We start from the raw sequence: 22,177 nt of genomic DNA, 5'->3' as shown, positions 1-22,177 counted from the left end.
ATAACGGAAAGATCCGTCTTTCTCTTCATGCATAAAAAGCATTACGGGAAAGAAGCTCCAGAATTGTAATTCACGCTTGTATATGTACTGATTCGCACCAACCATCAGTTCTCTGAGACAGGGATATAAGTCGCTACTAGTATTCCTTCAAAGCCGATATATAATTCGTTCAACTAAACTATGTTTTGTATTATAAAACTATATTTAAAAGATTGTCAACAATAATTTTACTATTTCATTTCTAAATCGACGTTTAAATTAGATGTATTTCCGGCTGCATCAGTTGCTGCAATGTGGATTGTATTTTTCCCTTGTTGTAATTGATTGCGATCGAAATAAATTTCAAAGTTTTTCTCCCAATGGTTCAAGAATGCATTTTCCCATACGCCATTTCCATTAATTTCATACTGTATTGTTACTGGATGTCCTGGAGCAACCCATCCGGATTCTGTCATCCAATCTAAAAGTATATCATCTACTTTCCCTCTAATTACGAGGTTTTCTTGATCTACTTCAGGCGATAATTTCGGTGCAGTGCGGTCGACAAATACAGCTCCTGTTTGTTTCGTTTCTCCTCCAGAATTAGAAGCAACAGCTTCAATTTGGTATAAGCCATCAGGTAGAGGTGATCCATCAGTTTTCGTACCATTCCATTTGAAAGATTTATAACCTGGTGTTTCATTCTTACTTTGATGAACGATTCCTTTATATGTTACTCGGTCTTTCGTAATTAAATTAGCATGAAACGTTACATCCTCAACTGGTGTAACTAAATAGTAATTGATAAGGTTGTCATCTAGTATGCTGTCATTATTTGGACTGAAAGTAGAATTAACGATTTCAAGGCCATCAATACGCTTGTATTCTTTCGGATCGATGCTAAATGTAAATGGAATACGCATTTCTTCAGTCTTCCCTTGCTCTTTTACATATAGATTTCCCGTATATACACCTTGTGGTAAGGAGCTATCAACAGTAATAGTAAAAGGCTTTTCGATGTTACTATTCGGTTTAATGCTAATAGAAGAAGGGAAAGAAGTCTGGACTTTTGTTTTTGTATCTAGTAATTCAATGCGAGTTGAGAAGTTTTTCTTTTTGTTAGAAAGATTTTGTAACGTAATATTTTGTGTTAACTTCACTTTGCCACTATTAGGTTTAATGAGACCGAAACTTACATTGTTTGGTTTCACTAATGCATCTGCTTTTGCTGCTTTTGGAATGTTAATTAAACCAGATCCTTGTGCCATGACAGGATATGTATTTTCATTGACATCCTTTAATGTTTTTGCAGTGTTGGCAAGAGCTGCTTTCAATTGTTCTGTCGTCCAATCAGGATGCATTTGACGCAGCAGAGCAACGGCTCCCGCTACTTGTGGCGCAGCCATACTTGTTCCGTTGTGAGATTCATAGCCACCTCTTGGTACTGTACTAGTAATTTTCACTCCAGGTGCAACTATATCAGGCTTTATGAGCCAACTTCCTTGTGATGGTCCTCTTGAACTGAAGTTACCAATAAGTTCGGTTTGGCTTGGTTGTCCAATTTTTATATTTTTCTTTCGTTTTGTAATTAAATTTTTCAACTCTTCACCATTTGTATTTGATAGTTGCATAACTGGAAGAGCTACATCTTCACGTCCAAAATATTCGGGCATAATATTAATTTCTTTTTCGTTAGAAATTAGTAGCACGCCGAGAGCGCCAGCTTGTTTCGCTTGTTCTGCTTTTACTAACGTGCTCGAAGTTCCTTGTAAAACAAGGGCGAACTTCCCTTTCACATCTTGTTTAGCGTAATCGCTTGGATTACCGTAGCCAACATATACAAGCTGAGCATCGTTTCCTACTTGGAAATCTGCTTTTGATAAAGGTAATCCTTGGTAAGATTTATTGGAACCAGCTACTTGGAATGTTGGAAATGGAATAGAAACTGTAGATGCTCCAACAGAGATGACACTACTTGCGTTACCAGGAGCGTCAACAGACCAAGGTTTTGGTCCGTCATTTCCATTTGAGACGACCGCAGTAACCCCAAGCTTTGCTGCACGTTCTAACGTTAATGTTACAGGTTGATCAGGTACATTCAAATCTTGACCAAGAGATAGATTTAAAACATCGGCACCATCTTGAATAGCGCGCTCAATACCTTGAATAATATCATCGGTCGTACCAGTACCACCATCATTCATGACACGGTAAGCGAGTATAGAAGCATTCGGAGCAATCCCCTTTATTTTTCCGTTACCAGCAATAATTCCAGCAACATGGGTACCGTGGACGTTTCCATCCATCGGATCATTATCTTCATCGACTGTATCATAGCCACCGATATAATTTGCTTGTAAATCAGGGTGGGTATAGTCGACACCTGAATCGATAATAGCGACTTTCATTCCTTTTCCATCAAGGGGTTTGCCAGTTGGATCTTTTAAATTCCAAGCTTCAGGTGCACCAACTGTAGGGCCGCCAACATTTGGTGTTTCTTGATCTGCTGGGCTTTTTGATGTTTCATGTAACTTATATGTTAAGTTCGGATAAATTGCTTTTACTTCAGGTAAAGAAGCTAAAGCAGCAATTTGATCTCCTGGGATAGAAATAGAAAACCCAGAAAATAATGTACTGTATGTTTCTTTTATCGTTGCCTTCGGTGCTTTTTCTTTAATTTTCTTTGTTGTATCCTCTTGTGCCTTTTTTAGTTGCGCATGGTATGATTGCACATTGCTATTTTTTAGATCCGGAGCATGCTGAATGTTACTTTGTGAAGCGAGTGGAGCATGCTGTAATTCTACAATGACAGAAATTTCTTTTGATGTTTTTGTTTCAACATTTTGCGCGATTTTGTTTTCTCCCCATTGTTCAATATTCGCTTTTAACTGTGGACTAAATTGCTTCTCTTTTTGCAGTGACTCAGCATGGGCGCTTAAAGCTCCAAAACTCGAAAAGACGAGCGCCATACTTAATAGTGTAGATGTAGTTTTTTTCATTGAAACTCCCCCTAATAAAAAAGTGCCAATTTTCAGAAAATAAATATTGCATTTTTGTCGTTAATTATAGGAACGGATGTTGGCTAAACTATACATTCGACATAATTCATACCAATCCTCTTTGAATTGAAAATTTCTTGGAATTATGTCGAATGGATAAAATTTGCATATAGTAAGCGGAATATGAGGAATGCTAAAGGGGGAAATGGGGGTGCTATATGAAAAGGTTTATAGTAAGTGGAATCGTGATTCTGTGCCTTTTTTTCTGTTCAAGTTCTATTACTAGCGCAGAAAACAATGGAGTGAAAGTTGCCTTTATTCGTAATCATAATCTATGGATTAAATTCGGTGAAAAAGAAAAACAAATTACAAAAGGAGAGTACATAACAGGGCCGAAATGGTCACATAATGGAGAATGGCTTGCATATGCAAAAGGAAAGAAGCAAAATCATTTTGAACTGTATCGGCTGAAAGATGGAAAGAAAGTTACACCATCTCAATCAGAAGCATCGAATTATCAATGGTCACCAACAGAGAATATAATTGCATTTGTATTTGCACGTACATTAAATATATTTGATGTTGAAAAAAAGAAAGTAGATTTTGACAATGTAGCTAGTGGTGTAGGTGACTATGCATGGCATCCTGATGGTAAGAAGTTTCTTGTATCATCAGAAGCGTTCTTGCTTCCAACAGGATGGACAGGTGCTCAGTTATATGAAATACAAAAGGATGCAAATATGAATCCTCATAAGATGAAACATTTATATGCACTACCGAATGAGCATGATGACTTTTTAGCATTAGCTGGAAGTGGATTTAAGTGGTCGCCAGATCAAAAATGGATTTCGTTTTTGGCAGTACCAACAGCTTCTTTTTCAGCGGATAGTAATACACTTTGCTTAATTCGATCAGACGGCAGTCGTTTTGAAACAGTAGATCAAATGTTATTAAACACACAATGGTTCAAATGGGCGCCATCCAAAAATATATTAGCCTATATTGAAGGGAGCGGGAGAGTTGCCTTAGAGAATAAACATTTAAAAATAAAAGAATTGCCGGCTCTCCAGCAAAATACATTTACTCCAAAAGGCTATGTGGATTGGGATTTCACATGGAAGAACGATAATGTAATTATCGTTTCACGAGCAAAAGAAGCAGGGATAGAAACTCCGCCAGAAAAAAGACCACTACCATCTTTATATGAAGTAAATAGTATAAGCGATGAACAACATCAAATTACAAAGCCATCAAATAGCCAAGGCGATTATAATCCTATTTTTATTAAGACGAGCAACCAATTGTTATGGATCCGTTCAAATCGTAAGAAAGCTGATGTATGGCTTGCTCATAGCGATGGGAAATATGAAAAGAAGTGGATTGAAAATATAGATGTGCCAGAGTGGTATTATGAGAAATGGAATTGGGAAGATGTCGTTTCGGTTAAAGACGAGTAAAAAAACCTGCCTAAAATATAATTGTTAGGCAGGTTTTTCAATGTTATTTATGTGTTTTATTTGGCTTTTTTTTCGCAGGGTTTCCGTTCCCTTGGCGCTTTCTGTTTTGTTCATCTTTTGCTTGTTTTTCATGTAATGTATCTAAAAAATCATTTGAGTTACTCATTTTTATATCTCTCCTTTTTTCATTACGTCCTAGTTACTATAACCATTTAGGAGGATAATCATGAGATAAAAGTTAAGCGCTTAGTTTTCTTTGGTAGTATACGTAAAATAGTCCATATGTAATGAATAACATAATTAAAACTTGTAACTCTACATTTTCTTTTAAAATAGTTGCGACAGGAGCTGGTAAGTAAGGTGATGTATCGCTCATTCCTAAACCTAACCATTTGTTTAAGGGGTTAAAGATACAAAACATGAAAACACCAGACCAGCTTGCGATAATTGCCTTCTGCTTAATTTTTGTTTCCCGTTCATCATCTGTAATCCAAGGATTAGCAGTTTTATCGCTATTAAAAAAGCCATTTATGTATCCCCATATGATCATTCCGATAAAGAAGATAATCCATTTCATATTTGTAATCCTCCTCTTCTTGTAAAAAATATTTTACATATATAATTGTAATATTTTCCAAAAGTTGATATCAAACACTTTTTACATTCTGCTTTTTAAAATAGCAGGAGTAAAGAAAAAATTAGGGAAGAAATATGTGAGACTATTTCATAGTGAGAGGAAGAGGAGAATGAAACTTGTCTTTGTTCGGCATGGTGAAGGTGAGCATACGAAAGATTTACCATTAAGTTTACAAGCGGTGAATCCGCCATTGACGGGTGTGGGAAAGAAGCAGGCTAAATTACTTCAGTGCGATGTACCATTACAAGAAAAGGATATATTAATCGCTAGTCCTACACTTCGAACTTTACAAACTGCGGCAATATGGAGTGCGGAAGCTGCTTGTCAAAAAATTGTTCATCCATATATATCCCCGCGTATTTTCCCTTATCGGGAATCCGCCAAAACATTGCCGTGCGATCAATTGTTAGATCGAAAGGTAATAAAAAATTTATTTCCACATTTTTCATTAGAAGAAAGTACAAATGAATTGTTATGGAATGAGGGAGTCAATATTATCTCGGAGAAGGAATTTCAGCAAATAGTAGATGAATTTCTGCACTGGTGCTATCAGTTAAGAGCAGAAAAAGTTTGTATCGTTTCACATGATGGAACAATTACAGCGTATAGGCAATATTTACAGAAAGTCGCATTAACTAGAGCTGATTTTTTGAAAGAAACGGGTATATATGAAATGGACTTATAGGAGGGGGATTTGTAATGGAAGAGTTAGGGGGAAATGTGTACGACTTAAATGAGCAGAGAGTATACTTTGGTGTAGCGGAAATTAAGTAATATGCAAAATTGCATATTACACATATTGTGAATTTAGGGAGTTGAAACTAGTAGAATCCATTTTACATAAAGATACAAAATCACATGTTAAATCGATAGCTTATGTAGATGGAAATGTAGCACTTATGTTTACAATACGCTTATTTTACAGGCTTATTAACCATGACACAATGTTAGAAGAAGGTGTTCAAGAAGCGAGATTAATCGATGAGGAAACACATACATTTCGATTATATAAATAGTGTGAAACACATTTGTTCTATATTCGAATAAACGTGTTTCACATTTAACTCACATTTTTTTTACACTTTTTCAATGAAAATGATTATCACCTGTGGTATGATATGTTCAAGTTTTTACAGGTAATAAAAGTTACTATATATACGTTAGTATTTAATTTTTTGTATGTATGTCACGAATTATTCACAATTAACATTTTAAAAGTAAGTAACTAATGTTATTGTATTATCTGTAACTGACTTAATTACAACTTTAGGAGGAAGATATGATTATTCAATTTTTAAGAGAAAACAAAACAGTTTCTTTTGTATTAGCGATAATTCGAGTGTATCTTGGTTACACATGGGTAATGGCTGGAATCGGTAAACTACAAGGAAAAGGCTTCGATGCAACTGGTTATTTACAAGGTGCAATTGAAAAATCTAAAGGAGCACAACCGGCTGTTCAATCCTGGTGGGCATCATTCTTACAAGATTTTGCAATTCCAAACGTTGATTTATTTAATACACTTGTGACGTGGGGAGAAATTTTAGTCGGAATTGGTTTAATTGTGGGCTGTTTAACAAAAACAGCGGTCTTTTTCGGTCTTGTAATGAACTTTTCCTATATGTTTAGTGGGTCAATTGGTGTAAATCCTGAAATGGTTATCTTATCCATGTTCGTTCTTGTTTCTGGTATGAATGCTGGAAAACTTGGAATTGATGGCTTCGTTATACCGAAAGTATTAGGATCAAAAACTCAAAAACGCCAAAGACAAGCTGCTTAATATATGAAAACGGGTATCTCAAAATGAGATACCCGTTTATTTTTCAGCACTTATAGGATTTTTCTCGAAGAAATCTTTTACATACCCTACAAATTCTTGTGGCTCTTGACGAAATGGAGCATGATAACCTTTTTCAATAATATGGAAAGTGCTATTTTTTAAGAATTGATGATAAGTTTCTCCTTCTTTCCAAGAAACGCTACTATCATTTCTTCCCCATATAATTAAAGTTGGTTGCTTAATTTCATTTGCATTGATTTGAAGACGCCTAGGCCATAATTTCATTTTATTATAATGCTCTTCATCATTACGCTTGAATTTAACTTTGCTCTCATCATAATCTGCAATAGAAGAAACGGCACTTAAATCAGTCGACACCTTTGGTTTTGGTGAACCTTGTTTATTAACGAACGTATGAGGGCCGCCTGTAGCATCAGTTAAAATAAGGTGAGTAACCGCTTCAGGGTATAAATATGTTAAATTAAGAGAAATTTCTCCGCCCATCGAATGTCCCAGTATTGCGAATGAGTCATACCCTAGTTTTTTCATTAACTTATAATACAAATTTGCATGAGTTGGAAAAGAATAATAAAAATCCATCGGCTTAGAGGAACGTCCGAATCCTAAAGCATCAACAGAAATAATCGTATGATCTTTTGCTAAATCTGAGTAAATCTTTTGAAAACCATCGGATGATCCTCCAAATCCATGGATCATAAGTAAAGGTGGTTTTTCATCACCAATCTTTTTAAAGTAAATCGTTTGACCATCTATCTCTACCATTTTTTCCTCGGTAGCTAGTTTCGCTGTAATTGTATTTTTAACTTGTTTTACTTGTTCTACTGGCTTTTCTGCTGCACTACATCCTACTAATAGTGTAAGAGTAAGACAACCTACCATAAAATAGCTAAATCGCTTCAATTAGGTGTCCCCTTTCTAACATAACGCTGCATCTATCATAGCAAATAGCATATTACGATTTCCAGGAAGTTGATTGCCATTCTTTATCATAAGAGGTGAAAGGAGCGTTTCCTGGAAATCTGCTGTTTGAAGAAATTGGCGGAATATGAATTGTGAGTGCGGAACATCAATGCGTATCGTCCCACTCCACGATTTACAAATCATTTCTAATAACTGAATAGCGTCTTTTTCTTTTTTTGAAATAAGCGGAGTGATACATAGTACATCTCCTTTTTGTATGCATAAAGCAAAAGCATCTATTTGATTATCCCGTTCTATTTTAAAGGAGTAAGTTGCTCTCGATAGTAGCGATGAAAAAAGCTTAGAACGATATGCACCAGTCGCAGTTTGATCAAGAAAAATGAGAGATTGAAGATCGGCTTGCTGAATTTGTTTTATGGGAAAAGAATTTGTACTTATATGAGCCGCTTGTTTTTCGAAACGATGAATTGTTGTTATTGATTGAAATCCATAAGATTCATATAAGGATTCGCCAGCTTTTGTTGCAATGAGCGTAATAGGGAGCGATGGATGAGTTACTTTTAAGCTAGTGTTTAACAAAATACGGCCAATTCCTTTTCTTTGAAAATCAGGATGCACGATTAACATACCGATAGAAGAAAATCCAGGGGCAAACGAAAAGACCCCGCCCGCTGCAATAAGTTTATTCTCATGTACATAGCCAAAAATTGTGCCAATGGAAAGGTACATATGGAATTGCTCTTTCATAAAAATCTCATGCTGTAACCACCCGACTGATTTGCAAAGAGAGAGTAAATCTGGAATGGAAGATTCGTCTAGTTTTACTGTTTTCATAAAGTTCACCATATTTCTATTTAAATTAGAAAAAATAAGAATAATATTACGAAATGTAAAATAATAGGTTCGTATTAAAAAAATCCAACATGTTTATATTTTTCTTTGTAAAGGGAAGTATGTTTGATATGACAAGACAAACTTATACAAATTATAACTGAAATTTACATAAGTTAACAAAAAATTTACATATAACTCATTTTCTCTTAACAGTCTTCTATTAAATTTGATAGTGGGAAATGAATAACCTAATTAGGGGGACAAGACAGTGAAAAAGTTTGTAAAAAAAGCATGGCCATTTGCAGTTGTGGCGTCGTTAGCAGTTACTTCGGTAGCAACATGGAATTTTACGCGTTCTAGTGAGGTTAATGCGGATGAGAACGGAAACAATGCAAAAATTAAAAATGTCATTGTATTAATTGGGGATGGTATGGGGCCTTCATATATGACAGCTCATCGTTATATGAAAGATAATCCAAAAACATTTGAGATGGAATCTACAGAATTTGATAAGCATCTTGTAGGAACACAAAAAACATATCCAGAAGATGAACATGAAAATATTACAGACTCTGCATCGGCAGCTACTGCGATGTCAGCAGGTATAAAAACATATAATGCAGCTATTGCAGTAGATAATGATAAAGCTGAAGTGAAAACAGTATTGGAGCAAGCGAAAGAAAAAGGGAAGTCAACGGGACTCGTTGCAACGTCTGAAATTACGCATGCAACACCAGCTGCATTCGGTGCACATGATATTAGTCGTAAAAATATGGACGCAATTGCAAATGATTACTTTGATGAGAAAATTAAAGGTAAGCATAAAATAGATGTTATGCTTGGCGGCGGTGTGAATAACTTTGTTAGAAAAGACCGCAATCTTACAGAAGAATTTAAGAAGTCTGGTTATAGTTATGTAACAGATCGTAATCAATTATTAAATGATAAAAGCGATCAAGTTCTTGGTTTATTTGCACCAGGTGGTTTAGATAAAATGATTGACCGTACTGACAAAACACCTTCATTAGAAGAGATGACAAATACCGCGATTGAGCGCTTGAACAAAAATAAAAATGGTTTCTTCTTAATGGTCGAAGGTAGTCAAATTGATTGGGCTGGACATGATAATGATATTGTCGGTGCAATGAGTGAAATGGAAGACTTCGAAAAAGCGTTTAAAGCAGCAATTGAGTTTGCGAAAAGAGATAAGAACACATTAGTTGTTGCAACTGCAGACCATGCTACTGGCGGATTATCTTTAGGTGCGAATGGGGAGTATAACTTTAAAGTAGATCCGATTAAAGCTGCTAAACGTACGCCAGACTTTATGGCAAATGAGATTGTAAAAGGTGCAAATGTAGAAGAAACATTGAAAAAGTATATTGATCTACAATTAACACCAGAAGAAATTAAAGCTGTAAATGATATAGCTCCATCAAAAGATGTAACAAAGATTGATAATGCAATTGAAGATATCTTCAATAAGCGTTCGGTTACAGGTTGGACAACGGGTGGACATACAGGTGAAGATGTGAACGTATATGCATTCGGACCAGGTAAATACTTATTCTCTGGCGTTCAAGAAAATACAAATATAGCTAAACGTGTCTTTGACATCGTTGGCGGCGGCGACCCGAATAAAGGAAGACGCTAATTATAAATGAAAGTGAGGCGAAATGCCTCACTTTTCTTTTTAGGAGATGGAAAGATGAGAGTTTTTTTAGGGAAATTAAGATTCCTTCTAGTATTTGTATTATTGCTAGTTGGATGTCAATCTCAAGAGAATAATATAGAACAAAAATCTGCTGAGAAAACTGAGGAAAAGGTACATATAACGAAAGAAGAAGAGAAATCCATTCAAGATGTTATTGAGGCATTTGTACGGACGACGAATGAAAAAAATCTTGCTGAACATATGGAGTTATTTTCAAAGAAGATGCCTAGTGCTGAAGACTTAAAAACACAAAAGGAAGCGGCATTTCAAAAGGGAAATAAGAAAATAGAATTGGAACATATGAATATGAAAGCTCTTAAAGGTGGGCCTGTTATTGTTGAAACGGAGGAAAAAGAAGTAGATGGAGGGGTTACTCTTCAAAAGAAAATGCAGTATGCACTTGGAAAAGAAGACGAAGGGTGGAAGATTGAAGAGGTTCGTACGATAGAGAAGAAATAAAGTGAAACTTTAATCAGTGGGAGTCTTACTGCCCGCAAATAGCGGAATAAAAAAAGGTTCTCATAGGAGAGAACCTTTTTAAAGTGGTAATAAAATTTGATTTGAACATGCTTCAATGTCATCAATATCTTGACGGATTGTTGCCATCTTATTATCGAGATCTTCAGCTTTCATAGCAGCGTCATGTAGTTCATCCTTCAAATAATCAGGTATATTCCCTTCATATTTGTAGTAAAGTTTATGTTCTAAACTTGCCCAAAAGTCCATCGCAAGTGTACGTAATTGAATTTCTGCAAATACATCTTTCGTACCAGAATTTAGTAACAATGGATATTTAATAATCATATGCAAACTTTTATAGCCATTTCCTTTTGGATTGGAAATATAATCTTTTACTTCTACAATTTCCATGTCTCCACGATTTTCAATAACCCCTTTTAAATGGTAAATATCTTCTACAAAGCAACATGTAATACGGATGCCAATAATATCTTGTAATTGTGTTTGAGCATTTTCAACTGTTGGTGATAAATTTTTACGCTCAAGCTTCCTAATGATACTTTCGGGTTGTTTAAGTCTTGTTTTTATATGTTCAAACGGGTTGTAGTCTTCTAAAAATTGAGCTTCCCGGTTCATAATTTCAAATTTAGTTTTTAACTCTTCTAAAGCGAATGTATAAGGTAATACAAAAGCTTTCCAGTAGTTAACGGTTGATTGGTTATATTCCATTTATATACACACCTTTTCTTATTTACAAGTGAAGTTGTTACTATACTAAACACCAAATCATGTAGGCGCAAGCAGCAAATGATGAGATCATAAAGCGATATTTAGTTTTCATCTTTTCAACCCCTTTCAAATGAAATTATATATGAATAAACGTCATTGTTAGTAATTTCATTATGTACAATTCTTATAGTAATAGATTCATGTGAAATTCGTATGAACTAATTGTTTCAGTTTTTTGTCTTTTTGCTAATGACTTTTGGTTTTGTTTGTTATAATCACCTTAAATTGTAATAAAGGAGAGGGTATGATGAATCAAACAGATAATGAATGAATTCTTTAAAAAGCATTTACTGATGTTAAAATATAATAATTTAGTTGGCATTACGATTGATAAATCAACCAATGAATTAATTGGTTTTATAAAACTGACAGACGATAAAGAAGTAAAACAAATACTGTCTAGAGAGGAATGTTTACAAAGAAGCACTTCAATTTTTAGAACGAGTTATTCCAGATGTGACACAATATCTCCGTCTTTGGGAAGAACGTGAAGAAGCAGAAGATGGGATTGAAAGATTTACCTTTTCCGTATATGTGAATGGTATTCCAGCAGAGTATAACCAATTTAGGGTCAATATCAATACAGAAAATGGTGCTGTGATGCACTACTCAGGAGAATCTAGCAACTTTATAAAAGAAGTGCTCACATATGAAACAACACTAAAAGTAACAAAAGAAAAAGTGTTAGAAATATACAAAGAGGCCATCCGAGTTAAATTAGAATGGTGTATAGATAATGATGCAGAGGAAACGGTATATCAATTACTGTATAAACAAACGACGGGTGAAAATTATAAAGAGCCTTTCGAGTGTGGTCGAGAAATTCGTTATATTGATGCCCACACTGGGGAAAAGATTTGGAGTAAATAAGTCTTTAAATAGGGAAAAAGGTCTTCGAGAGAAGACCTTTTTTAGAAAGAACGATTATTCTTCGCATGTATCAATTTTGTATAACCACTTCTGTACACTGGCAGGTGGTCCTTCTGTTCTCCACTTTGTTGTACACATGCCGCAAGAACAGTGAACTTTTCCTTTTGCAAAAATACCGACAATTTCAGGAGTATATCCCCATGCGTGTTTTGCAATATTCATCTTTCGGCGCATTGTACGCTGACGTTGGTGTCTTGTATAAGCACGTGTTCTTTCGAATTTCATATTTGTAATCCCTCCTTGTAGTACAAGCAGCTTGCAAGAGCGTACAAGGAGTTCATCTCTTACAAGCTACTCTGGTACAAGAAGGTAATAAAATGTCTCACATTTTACCCTCCTATCTTTTGTTTAAGTATACGTAACGAAGCTTTATGCGACAAATATCATGCTTAAAAACATGTTGGAATGATATCGTACAGACACAAACAACCTCCTGCCCACATACACATAGTAAAGACCACTATTTTGGCGGAGGTGAAAGGTTTGAGTCTATTCGCCGCAATTGGATATATGGTTCGAGAAGTGTTTGTATTTGTTTCTTATGTGAAGAACAATGCGTTCCCGCAGCCGTTATCATCAGATGATGAGAGAAAGTACTTAGAGTTAATGGAGCAAGGTGATGCTCAAGCGAGAAATCTTTTAATTGAACATAATTTACGGCTTGTAGCTCATATTGTTAAGAAATTCGAAAACACTGGTGAAGATGCAGAAGATTTAATTTCAATTGGTACCATTGGGCTTATTAAAGCGATTGAAAGCTATTCAGCAGGGAAAGGAACTAAGCTTGCAACATATGCAGCGCGCTGTATCGAAAATGAAATTTTGATGCATTTACGTGTGCTGAAGAAAACGAAAAAAGACGTTTCACTTCATGATCCAATCGGGCAAGATAAAGAGGGTAATGAAATATCGCTTATTGATATATTAAAATCAGAATCTGAAGATGTAATTGATATGATTCAGCTTAGTATGGAGTTAGAAAAAATTAAAGAGTATATCGATATTTTAGACGAACGAGAGAAAGAAGTAATTGTGAAGCGTTTTGGACTTGGGCTTGATAAAGAGAAAACACAGAGGGAGATTGCGAAGGCACTTGGTATTTCAAGAAGCTACGTATCGCGAATTGAAAAGCGTGCTTTAATGAAAATGTTCCACGAATTTGTGCGGGCTGAGAAAGAGAAAAAAGCAAAAGAATAATGTATATTGTAGGCAGCTACACTTTAAAAGTGGCTGCTTTTCTTTCGGGAAAACGGAAAGAAAACGAGCTGCTCTCAGAAGAAATACATGTTCACTGTTGAAAATGGTGGGTTCTATCTGTAATATTAGAAGGTGCTAAACAATTTAAGAATAAAAATTATACTTAGTTTTTCTTCGTGTATAACGAGACGGCTCCATTCTATATGTGGGAATAAGAACCAATTTTACATATGATATAGAGAGAAAAGAAGGGGAAACTAAAGTTATAGGCTGATTAGGAGGTTTCGTAATTTGCGACGGACATTATATCGACTTATGATCGAACTTACAAATGGTCGTTTTACTTCTTATATATTACGTAAATTTGCACAATCTCGTTTGAGCTCTATCATTATTCCATCATATGCGAAAGTTTTTCAAATTAATCAAGATGAGATGGAAAAGGGTTTGAAGGAATATCGAACATTGCATGATTTATTTACACGTAGGCTAAAAGAAGGAAAGCGTAGTATTGATACTGATGCATCGAGTATCGTTAGTCCTGTTGATGGTGTTTTTGCTGATCAAGGTCCTATTGAGGATACAAAAACATTCGATATAAAAGGAAAGCGTTATTCAATTGTGGATATGCTAGGTAATGAAGAGCGTGCAAAGCGATATGCAGGCGGTACATATATGGTAATTTATTTGAGTCCAAGTCATTATCATCGTATTCATAGTCCGCTCTCTGGGTCTGTGACTGAAAGATTTGTACTCGGCAGAAAATCATATCCGGTAAATGCAGCGGGTATGGAGTATGGGAAAGAACCATTGTCAAAAAATTATCGCTCTGTTACAGAAGTAAATAGTGAAGGCGAACATATGGCGCTTGTAAAAGTAGGTGCTATGTTTGTTAATAGTATCGAGCTCCTTCATGAAAGAAGTACTGTTCAAAAAGGTGAAGAGATGGCATACTTTACATTTGGCTCAACAGTTGTTTTATTATTTGAAAAAGATATGATTGAAGCAGTGCAGGAATTGACAAGTGGGCAAGAGCTGCGTCTTGGTGAAAAAATTGCAACCCGAGTATCTCATAAGTAAAGAAAAGATTTTATAATATACTTATGAAGCTCTAATTAAGAAATGTGGACAAAGATGCTTGATGAAGAAATCCCCTAGATGGGAGTACTTGTTTATTCGAGAGCCATCGCAGGATGGCTCTTTTTACAGGTCAATCAGCAATCTATATGTACTCAAGAAGATTTGACGAGCTTGTCCTCTAACGAGCGTCTAATAATTTCTTGTTTTATAAGTAAAATGAAGTCGGGATTTAATTTTAGTTCTTTTGCTTTATAATAAGACTCAGTGAGTAAATCAGTAGATAACTGTTCCATATGTTTTGTTTTCAAGGTGAGTCACCTCCTAATAATATAAGGATTGATTCGTTGTTGCATTTAATGTACCAAAAAAATATGACAGTCACAAACAAGAGGTTATCCACATACCTCAGTGGATAAAATGTGTATAGAATGTTAGTAAATTCCGAATTGACTGAAAAATTAATGTGGAAAGTGTGTACAAGTTTATCCACAGGTTATCTATCGAAAAATGCTGTCGAAAAATTTTATGAAAAATCCTCAAAGAGGTGAAAGAAATTGAAGTTATTTTTACCAAATGAATATGTGAAAAATGTATATCATGTTCAAGCAGAAGATTTGAAAAAACGTGGAATTAAAGGAGTTATCACTGATTTAGATAACACTTTAATTGAATGGGATCGTCCAAACGCAACACCACAGCTTGAAGAGTGGTTTTTGAAAATGAAAGAAAATGATATTCAAGTAACGGTCGTTTCAAATAATAACGAGCAACGCGTTAAAGAATTCGCTGATCCATTAGGTATTCCGTTTATTCATAGTGCGCGCAAACCGTTTGTTCGCGCATTTAAGCGTGCGATACACGAGATGCACCTGCAGCCAGATGAAGTTGTAGTAATTGGAGATCAGTTACTAACGGATGTGCTCGGTGGGAATCGTGTGGGACTTCATACAATTTTAGTTGTACCGGTAGCGCAAACGGACGGATTGGTGACACGCTTTAATCGAAAAATTGAACGAAGAATTATGAGAAACATGAAGAAAAAAGGCTTAATTAACTGGGAGGAATAAAGTTTGACTGAAACAATTAAATGTATTGGTTGCGGTGTAGAAATTCAAACAGAAAATAAAAATGAAGTAGGATACGCTCCTGTATCATCTTTAGAAAAAGAACAAGTAATTTGCCAACGTTGTTTTCGTTTGAAACATTATAACGAAATTCAAGATGTATCTTTAACAGATGATGATTTCCTTCGTATTTTGAACGGAATTGGACAATCAGACGCACTAGTGGTTAAAATCGTAGATATTTTCGATTTCAATGGTAGCTGGTTACCGGGCTTACATCGTTTTGTAGGGAACAATAAAGTATTACTTGTAGGGAATAAGGCTGACTTAATTCCAAAGTCAGTTAAGCATGATAAAGTAAAACATTGGATGCGCTATAGTGCAAAGCAACTTGGTTTAAAACCAGAAGATGTCTTTTTGATTAGTGCAGCTAAAGGACAAGGAATCACTGAACTTGCTGATGCAATTGAGCATTACCGCGAAGGTAAAGATGTTTATGTTGTTGGATGTACGAATGTTGGTAAATCAACATTTATTAATCGTATGATTAAAGAGTTTAGTGATGAGACTGAGAATGTAATTACAACATCACATTTCCCAGGAACAACGCTTGATTTAATTGATATCCCATTAGACGAAACATCATCTTTATACGATACACCAGGTATTATTAATCATCATCAAATGGCGCATTATGTTGGGAAACAAAGCTTAAAGCTTATTACACCGACTACAGAAGTTAAGCCAATGGTATTCCAATTAAATGAAGAACAAACATTATTCTTTGGTGGATTAGCACGATTTGATTATGTAAGTGGAGGCCGTCGTGCATTTACTTGTCATTTCTCAAACCGTTTAACAATCCATCGTACAAAGCTTGAAAAGGCTGATGAATTGTACGAAAGACACGCTGGAGAATTATTGAATCCACCGACACCAGAAGAATTAGAAAATATGCCTGAGTTTGTGAAATATGAATTTAATATTCGTGAGCCAAAAACGGATGTTGTATTCTCTGGATTGGGCTGGGTTACTGTAAATGAATCAGGAGCGAAAATTGTTGCTCATGTACCAAAGGGAGTAAGTGTTTCATTACGTAAATCTTTAATTTAATATGGAGAGGGATTTATGAAACAATTATATGGTGTAATCGGAAATCCAATTGGACATTCATTATCACCCGTTATGCATAACGATGCATTTGAACACTTGAATATGGATGCCCATTATCATGCGTTTCTTGTAGAAGAAGAAGCGCTAGGGGAAGCAGTAAAAGGTTTGAAAGCATTAGGTATTTCAGGATTTAATGTAACGACTCCACATAAAGTTGCAATTATGGAGCACTTGGATGAGGTTGCCCCGTTAGCAAGGCAAATCGGTGCGGTAAATACAGTAGTTCATCGAGATGGAAAATTGATTGGGTATAATACAGATGGAATTGGTTTTGTTCGTGCCCTGCAGTCAATTAGTGAAGATCCACTTCAAGAGAAACGTATTTTATTAATCGGTGCAGGTGGTGCTAGCCGAGCTATTTACTTCTCGCTTGCAGATGTAGGCGTGAAAGAAATTGATATTGCTAATCGTACGAGAGATAAGGCGGAAAATCTTATCGCTGGGTGCATGGCAAATGTTAATTCACATGCTCTATCGTTAGAATGTGCAGCGGAAAATCAAGGGGAATATGATATTATCATCCAAACAACAACGATAGGTATGCATCCACATGTTGCGTATACGCCGCTCGAAATTCGTTCATTGAAACAAGGAACGATTGTTTCTGATATTATTTATAATCCATTTGAGACGAAAATTTTAGGCGATGCGAAAGAACAAGGTGCAATAATTCAAAATGGAATCGATATGTTCGTTTATCAAGGTGCACTTGCATTTGAAATGTGGACAGGGTGTGTGCCGAATATTGATAGAATGAAACAATTAGTAATGAGAGAGCTTGGAGGCTAATTATATGTTAACAGGAAAACAAAAAAGATTTTTACGTGCAAAGGCACATCATTTAACACCGATTTTTCAAGTTGGAAAAGGTGGCGTGAATGAAAATATGGTGAAACAAATTGGAGAAGCATTAGAAGTTCGTGAACTATTTAAAGTGAGCGTATTACAAAACTGTGAATTTGATCGTAGTGAAGTTGCAGAAGAGCTTGCACAAGGTGCACGAGCTGAAATCGTTCAAGTAATCGGAAGCACAATTGTTTTATACAAAGAATCAAGAGAAAATAAGCAGATTAAGCTTCCTCGATAAAAGATATACGTGAGTTATTTCGTAGTGGACGCTTGATATGTAGAAAGCGAAACCAATTGAACTTTTATTAACAGTGGGCTCTCTTCGAATATGTATGGGGAGAGTTGCTGTATGTAAAAGGAAGGAGCGTTTCTTTTGAGAAAAATTGGCATTATTGGTGGCACGTTTGATCCGCCTCATAATGGGCATTTGTTAATTGCAAATGAAGTGCATCATGCTTTAGGGTTGGAAGAGGTATGGTTTTTGCCGAATCAGATTCCACCGCACAAGCAAGGACGTAACATTACGAGTGTGAAAAATCGATTAAACATGCTGCAAATAGCGACTGAGGAAGAAGCATACTTTTCAATTTGTTTAGAAGAGCTAGACAGAGAAGGCCCATCTTATACGTACGACACTATGGTACAATTAACGGAGAAGTATCCGGATGTGCAGTTTCACTTTATTATTGGCGGAGACATGGTTGAGTATTTGCCGAAGTGGTATAACATTGAAAAGTTACTTAAGCTTGTGACTTTCGTTGGAGTTGCAAGACCAGGTTACACATTACATACGCCTTATGATATCGTAAAAGTGGAAATTCCGGAGTTTGCAGTTTCTTCTTCTCTGTTACGTGAGAGATATATGACGAAGAAAACGTGCAAATATTTACTCCCCGAAAAAGTACAGGTATATATCGAGAGGAATGGGTTGTATGAATCGTGAGGAAGCACTTAGTATTGTCAAACAACAAATGCATGAAAAACGTTATATACACACGGTTGGTGTAATGGAAACAGCGATTGAACTTGCCCGGTTATATGGTGTAGATGAGAAAAAGGCAGAGACGGCTGCTATATTTCACGATTATGCAAAATGTAGAGCGATTCCAGAAATGGAAGAGATTATTAAGAGAGAAGCTTTGCCAAAGGATCTACTGCACTATAATAAAGAGTTATGGCATGCACCTGTTGGGGCATACTTAGTAGAAAAAGAAGTAGGCATTACTGATCTTGAAATTCTACAAGCTATTACATATCATACAAGTGGTCATGAAAAAATGACAATGTTAGATAAAGTTATTTATGTAGCAGATTACATTGAACCCGGACGTAAGTTTCCTGGTGTGGAAGAAGCGAGGAAACTCGCATATAAAGATATAAATCAAGCTTTACTGTTTGCTTTAAAGCGAACAATTCAATTTTTAATGGAAAAAGATCAAACGATTTATCCATTAACATTCCAAACATACAATGCAGTTATCAAGGAGGAAATTAATAAATGAAAGATAAAGAGTTATTAGTATTAGCGGCAAAAGCAGCTGATGATAAGAGAGCAGAAGATATGGTTGTACTAAATATGCAAGGTATTTCACCGATTGCAGACTATTTTATTATTTGTCACGGGAATTCAGACAAGCAAGTACAAGCAATTGCACGTGAAATTAAAGCGAAGGCACATGAGTTCGAAATTAACGTACAACGTATGGAAGGTTTTGATGAAGCGCGTTGGGTTTTAGTAGACCTTGGTGATGTGGTTGCTCATGTATTCCATAAAGATGAGCGTAATCACTATAATTTAGAGCGTCTATGGGGCGATGTGCCGCGTGAAGATATTGCAGATGAGCTAGATCAATGAAATACGAACAATTTGCTTTGCTGTATGACGAACTGATGAATGATGTCCCTTATGATAAATGGGTGGAATTCACAGAGGAAAGTTTGCAACAGGCATCTATGAAAGAGGCAAAAATTCTTGACGTAGCATGTGGAACTGGTAACGTAACACTTCCGCTTGTACGAAAAGGTTATGATTTAATTGGTGTAGATCTTTCGGAAGAAATGTTAACTGTCGCACAGCAAAAATTGGGGGGAGAAGGTTATTTTATTCCTTTTTACCAACAAGACATGAGAGAGCTCGATGTTCCTGGTGAATTTGATTGTGTGACAATCTTTTGTGACTCATTAAATTATGTATTGCAAGAAGATGGAGTGCAAGAAACATTTAGAAGAGTTTTCCACCATTTACGTCAGGATGGCTTGTTTTTATTCGATGTACACTCTTTATATAAAATACATCACGTATTTCAAAATGAAACATATACAGTGAATGGCGAAGAAATATCACTTATTTGGAACTGCTTCCCTGGAGAAGAATCAGATAGTGTGGAACATGATTTGACATTCTTTGTACAAGATTCAGAAGAAGACGTGTACCATCGTTTTGACGAATGTCACGTGCAGCGTGCATATTCGGTTGAAGTGTTAACAAAATGGCTTGAAGAAGCTGGGTTTACAGTACTTCGCGTCACAGGTGACTTTGAACGAATTGAAGTGACAGAACAAACAGAGCGCATCTTTTTTATGGCGAAGAAGAATGGATAAAACAAAAGCAACCGATAAGGTTGCTTTTGTTTTATAGAAAAGATGTAGTTTTAGTTCTAGAAAAATAAAAAGATGATATGTGTAAAGTGTAAAAATGCTAGTTTTAGTGAAAATATAGCATGAAAAAGATAAGTATTAATAAAAAGGGTTTGGGATTATGATGGCGTATTTATTATGTGTGTTCATTGAATTGCTGCTCAACGCATTTTAAATCTTCATCAAATTTCTCATGTGTCCGTTCGATTAATTTATGAAACATATCCCCAACGTGCTCTTCTAAAATACGAATACCTTCTCCTGTAACACCGCCTTTAACGCATACCTTTTCTTGTAAAGTAGGTAATGTAAAAATTTCTTTTTCAAGTAATTTCCCCATTCCAATGACCATTTCACTTACTAAAGTAGTGGCTTCTTCGTGTGTAATATTTGTTTTATCTACAGCAGCGTTAATGAAACATTGTAATAAATAACTAAAAAAAGCAGGGCCACAGCTTGCTATATCAGATGAAACGCGCGTTATATCTTCTTCTATAACAAGGGGAGTAGAAATGTTTTTGAATAGACGAAGTAGTTTTTGTTGCCATTCTTCAGAGCAGTTATTTCCAAATGTAAATAGTGATGCGCCGGATAAGGCGCGGTTTGTGATGCTTGGAATGATACGAGCGACGTGGCAAGGTATAAGTGTTTCTAATTGTGATGGAGATATGGGGCTTGTGATAGAAACTAAGCAATTTTCGTCTGAAAAATGGTCAGCGTATTTTTGTAGAATAGGGTATATATCTATTGGTTTTACGCAAATGAAAATAAGCTGGGATTGTTCGATTACCTCTTGGATTGTTTTGGCTACATGAACAGAAGGGTATTTTTCTTTTATATGATATGCTTTGGCAGGCGTCCGATTAATAATAGTAAGGCACGAAGGTTTGACAGCACGGGTTTCTAAAAATGCATCGATTAGTATATTCCCCATGTTCCCTGTCCCTATAATTCCTATGTTCAATGTTTCATCCCTCCTTCGTAACAGCTTTCTCCTAAACAATATGAATGATGTTATAAATTTATGATTAGAGGTGTAAAATGATGTGGGATTTTCCGAAAAAATGGTTGGGATTAGTGGTTATTATTGGCACTTTGATTTTTCTTTTTTTCTGGAAAACGAATCAGCAAACGGAGCAATCGCTCATTACAACGGAGGTTCAAGCGAAAGATGTGGAGAAAAAAAGTAAACCGAAAGTATTGGATACAAAAGAACAGAAAAAAATAATTATAATTGATGTGAAAGGGGCGGTTGTAAGAGAAGGTGTGTATGAAATGAAAGAGGGGGACCGAGCGAAGGATGCCGTTGAAAAGGCGGGTGGTTTTTTACTAGAAGCAGATGTGAAGAAGGTGAATTTAGCGCAAATTGTACAAGACCAAATGATCCTTTATGTACCGAATAAAAATGAGCAAGTACAAGAGGTGGCCGCTTTTTCAAAGGGCGAGACAAAGATTCAAATAAACGCAGCTTCTAAAGAACAACTTGAAAAAATTACAGGCATTGGTTCTCGGAAGGCAGAAAGTATTTTGAAATACCGAGAAGAACACGGTCCGTTTCAGAAAATAGAAGATTTATTAGAAATTGATGGGATTGGTGCGAAGTCTTTAGAGAAAATAAAAGATCAAATTATTATTCCGTAAAAGATTGACGAAGTTT

Annotated in this window: 25 protein-coding genes, 2 pseudogenes and 1 other annotated feature (1 of these 28 cut by a window edge); of the genes and pseudogenes, 18 read left to right on the top strand and 9 right to left on the bottom strand. The window is 35.7% G+C overall.

Annotation, left to right across the window (positions count from 1 at the left end):
• Nucleotides 1-160: a binding site (T-box leader), on the bottom strand (it extends 69 nt beyond the left edge of the window).
• A 70-nt stretch (nt 161-230) separates the two neighbouring features.
• Complete coding sequence (locus tag EXW56_RS20850) at nt 231-2,978, bottom strand: S8 family peptidase (RefSeq protein ID WP_215596906.1); 2,748 nt, start codon at nt 2,976-2,978, stop codon at nt 231-233.
• A 218-nt stretch (nt 2,979-3,196) separates the two neighbouring features.
• On the opposite strand from EXW56_RS20850, the gene EXW56_RS20845 reads away from it, so the two are divergent.
• Nucleotides 3,197-4,435 (top strand): TolB family protein, encoded by a 1,239-nt coding sequence (locus tag EXW56_RS20845; RefSeq protein WP_215596905.1) that lies wholly within the window; start codon nt 3,197-3,199, stop codon nt 4,433-4,435.
• 43 nt (nt 4,436-4,478) lie between these two features.
• On the opposite strand, the gene EXW56_RS20840 is transcribed toward EXW56_RS20845, so the two are convergent.
• Together EXW56_RS20840 and EXW56_RS20835 are read right to left on the bottom strand one after the other, a co-directional pair.
• On the bottom strand, nt 4,479-4,601 hold the full coding sequence (locus EXW56_RS20840) for a DUF4023 domain-containing protein (RefSeq protein ID WP_000071861.1): 123 nt from the start codon (nt 4,599-4,601) through the stop codon (nt 4,479-4,481).
• A gap of 72 nt (nt 4,602-4,673) precedes the next feature.
• Entirely contained in the window at nt 4,674-5,012 is a 339-nt protein-coding gene (locus tag EXW56_RS20835; protein WP_215596904.1) for a phosphoglycerate mutase, read from the bottom strand.
• A gap of 169 nt (nt 5,013-5,181) precedes the next feature.
• Here EXW56_RS20835 and EXW56_RS20830 point away from each other — a divergent pair, with 169 nt between their 5' ends.
• The 3 genes and pseudogenes from EXW56_RS20830 to EXW56_RS20820 all read left to right on the top strand — a co-directional run bounded on the left by EXW56_RS20830 (nt 5,182) and on the right by EXW56_RS20820 (nt 6,852).
• A complete protein-coding gene (locus EXW56_RS20830; RefSeq protein ID WP_002199312.1) occupies nt 5,182-5,757 on the top strand; it encodes a histidine phosphatase family protein in 576 nt (191 codons plus the stop codon).
• A 2-nt stretch (nt 5,758-5,759) separates the two neighbouring features.
• A pseudogene (locus EXW56_RS20825) lies at nt 5,760-6,088 on the top strand (delta-aminolevulinic acid dehydratase); the annotation flags it as partial.
• Between the two features lie 263 nt (nt 6,089-6,351).
• Complete coding sequence (locus EXW56_RS20820) at nt 6,352-6,852, top strand: DoxX family protein (RefSeq protein ID WP_002199313.1); 501 nt, start codon at nt 6,352-6,354, stop codon at nt 6,850-6,852.
• A gap of 36 nt (nt 6,853-6,888) precedes the next feature.
• Here the strand turns inward: EXW56_RS20820 and EXW56_RS20815 are convergent, their stop codons facing one another.
• On the bottom strand, nt 6,889-7,773 hold the full coding sequence (locus EXW56_RS20815) for an alpha/beta fold hydrolase (protein WP_098988388.1): 885 nt from the start codon (nt 7,771-7,773) through the stop codon (nt 6,889-6,891).
• 15 nt (nt 7,774-7,788) lie between these two features.
• The gene (locus tag EXW56_RS20810; protein ID WP_002160423.1) at nt 7,789-8,628 is read right to left on the bottom strand and encodes a GNAT family N-acetyltransferase; all 840 of its coding nucleotides are present in this window, start codon (nt 8,626-8,628) and stop codon (nt 7,789-7,791) included.
• A 268-nt stretch (nt 8,629-8,896) separates the two neighbouring features.
• Between EXW56_RS20810 and EXW56_RS20805 the strand changes: the two genes are divergently transcribed.
• Nucleotides 8,897-10,282 carry an alkaline phosphatase gene (locus tag EXW56_RS20805; RefSeq protein WP_002111932.1) on the top strand — a complete coding sequence of 462 codons (1,386 nt, stop codon included), beginning with the start codon at nt 8,897-8,899 and terminating at the stop codon, nt 10,280-10,282.
• 54 nt (nt 10,283-10,336) lie between these two features.
• A complete protein-coding gene (locus tag EXW56_RS20800; RefSeq protein WP_215596903.1) occupies nt 10,337-10,801 on the top strand; it encodes a hypothetical protein in 465 nt (154 codons plus the stop codon).
• Between the two features lie 78 nt (nt 10,802-10,879).
• On the opposite strand, the gene EXW56_RS20795 is transcribed toward EXW56_RS20800, so the two are convergent.
• Complete coding sequence (locus EXW56_RS20795; RefSeq protein WP_215596902.1) at nt 10,880-11,530, bottom strand: GTP pyrophosphokinase; 651 nt, start codon at nt 11,528-11,530, stop codon at nt 10,880-10,882.
• A gap of 320 nt (nt 11,531-11,850) precedes the next feature.
• Between EXW56_RS20795 and EXW56_RS20790 the strand changes: the two are divergent.
• Nucleotides 11,851-12,460: pseudogene (locus EXW56_RS20790) on the top strand (YcdB/YcdC domain-containing protein); the annotation flags it as partial.
• 54 nt (nt 12,461-12,514) lie between these two features.
• Here the strand turns inward: EXW56_RS20790 and EXW56_RS20785 are convergent.
• Nucleotides 12,515-12,745, bottom strand: a complete 231-nt coding sequence (locus EXW56_RS20785) for a hypothetical protein (RefSeq protein WP_002111926.1) — start codon at nt 12,743-12,745, stop codon at nt 12,515-12,517.
• 258 nt (nt 12,746-13,003) lie between these two features.
• On the opposite strand from EXW56_RS20785, the gene sigK reads away from it, so the two are divergent.
• The gene (gene sigK, locus EXW56_RS20780; RefSeq protein WP_000051382.1) at nt 13,004-13,717 is read left to right on the top strand and encodes an RNA polymerase sporulation sigma factor SigK; all 714 of its coding nucleotides are present in this window, start codon (nt 13,004-13,006) and stop codon (nt 13,715-13,717) included.
• 291 nt (nt 13,718-14,008) lie between these two features.
• On the top strand, nt 14,009-14,797 hold the full coding sequence (locus tag EXW56_RS20775; RefSeq protein WP_002145683.1) for a phosphatidylserine decarboxylase: 789 nt from the start codon (nt 14,009-14,011) through the stop codon (nt 14,795-14,797).
• A gap of 152 nt (nt 14,798-14,949) precedes the next feature.
• On the opposite strand, the gene EXW56_RS20770 is transcribed toward EXW56_RS20775, so the two are convergent.
• Nucleotides 14,950-15,105 carry a sporulation histidine kinase inhibitor Sda gene (locus tag EXW56_RS20770; RefSeq protein WP_002015226.1) on the bottom strand — a complete coding sequence of 52 codons (156 nt, stop codon included), beginning with the start codon at nt 15,103-15,105 and terminating at the stop codon, nt 14,950-14,952.
• 246 nt (nt 15,106-15,351) lie between these two features.
• Here EXW56_RS20770 and EXW56_RS20765 point away from each other — a divergent pair, with 246 nt between their 5' ends.
• The 8 genes from EXW56_RS20765 (at nt 15,352) to EXW56_RS20730 (ending at nt 20,484) form a co-directional block, all read left to right on the top strand.
• Nucleotides 15,352-15,864, top strand: a complete 513-nt coding sequence (locus tag EXW56_RS20765) for a YqeG family HAD IIIA-type phosphatase (protein ID WP_002111923.1) — start codon at nt 15,352-15,354, stop codon at nt 15,862-15,864.
• A gap of 3 nt (nt 15,865-15,867) precedes the next feature.
• On the top strand, nt 15,868-16,974 hold the full coding sequence (gene yqeH / locus EXW56_RS20760) for a ribosome biogenesis GTPase YqeH (RefSeq protein WP_002111922.1): 1,107 nt from the start codon (nt 15,868-15,870) through the stop codon (nt 16,972-16,974).
• A 15-nt stretch (nt 16,975-16,989) separates the two neighbouring features.
• Complete coding sequence (aroE, locus tag EXW56_RS20755) at nt 16,990-17,823, top strand: shikimate dehydrogenase (RefSeq protein ID WP_215596901.1); 834 nt, start codon at nt 16,990-16,992, stop codon at nt 17,821-17,823.
• Between the two features lie 4 nt (nt 17,824-17,827).
• A complete protein-coding gene (yhbY, locus tag EXW56_RS20750) occupies nt 17,828-18,121 on the top strand; it encodes a ribosome assembly RNA-binding protein YhbY (protein ID WP_002015220.1) in 294 nt (97 codons plus the stop codon).
• A gap of 135 nt (nt 18,122-18,256) precedes the next feature.
• The gene (locus tag EXW56_RS20745; protein ID WP_002199316.1) at nt 18,257-18,826 is read left to right on the top strand and encodes a nicotinate-nucleotide adenylyltransferase; all 570 of its coding nucleotides are present in this window, start codon (nt 18,257-18,259) and stop codon (nt 18,824-18,826) included.
• Nucleotides 18,816-19,385: a bis(5'-nucleosyl)-tetraphosphatase (symmetrical) YqeK gene (gene yqeK, locus EXW56_RS20740; protein ID WP_002111918.1), complete on the top strand. Its 570-nt coding sequence runs from the start codon at nt 18,816-18,818 to the stop codon at nt 19,383-19,385. Before EXW56_RS20745 ends, yqeK begins: the two co-directional genes overlap by 11 nt.
• Nucleotides 19,382-19,738 (top strand): ribosome silencing factor, encoded by a 357-nt coding sequence (rsfS, locus tag EXW56_RS20735; RefSeq protein WP_000653209.1) that lies wholly within the window; start codon nt 19,382-19,384, stop codon nt 19,736-19,738. The genes yqeK and rsfS overlap by 4 nt, the downstream gene beginning before the upstream one ends.
• Nucleotides 19,735-20,484 carry a class I SAM-dependent DNA methyltransferase gene (locus EXW56_RS20730; RefSeq protein ID WP_002111917.1) on the top strand — a complete coding sequence of 250 codons (750 nt, stop codon included), beginning with the start codon at nt 19,735-19,737 and terminating at the stop codon, nt 20,482-20,484. The genes rsfS and EXW56_RS20730 overlap by 4 nt, the downstream gene beginning before the upstream one ends.
• Before the next feature lie 172 nt (nt 20,485-20,656).
• Here EXW56_RS20730 and comER read toward each other — a convergent pair whose 3' ends face one another.
• Nucleotides 20,657-21,484: a late competence protein ComER gene (gene comER, locus EXW56_RS20725; protein WP_002199317.1), complete on the bottom strand. Its 828-nt coding sequence runs from the start codon at nt 21,482-21,484 to the stop codon at nt 20,657-20,659.
• 77 nt (nt 21,485-21,561) lie between these two features.
• On the opposite strand from comER, the gene EXW56_RS20720 reads away from it, so the two are divergent.
• Nucleotides 21,562-22,161: a helix-hairpin-helix domain-containing protein gene (locus tag EXW56_RS20720; protein ID WP_002199318.1), complete on the top strand. Its 600-nt coding sequence runs from the start codon at nt 21,562-21,564 to the stop codon at nt 22,159-22,161.
• Nucleotides 22,162-22,177 lie beyond the last annotated feature (16 nt).

Origin of the sequence: Bacillus mycoides (assembly GCF_018742245.1) — a bacterium.
In the GTDB taxonomy this organism is placed as follows: Bacteria; Bacillota; Bacilli; order Bacillales; family Bacillaceae_G; genus Bacillus_A; species Bacillus_A cereus_U.
This window is presented reverse-complemented; position numbering and strand designations above follow the sequence as displayed.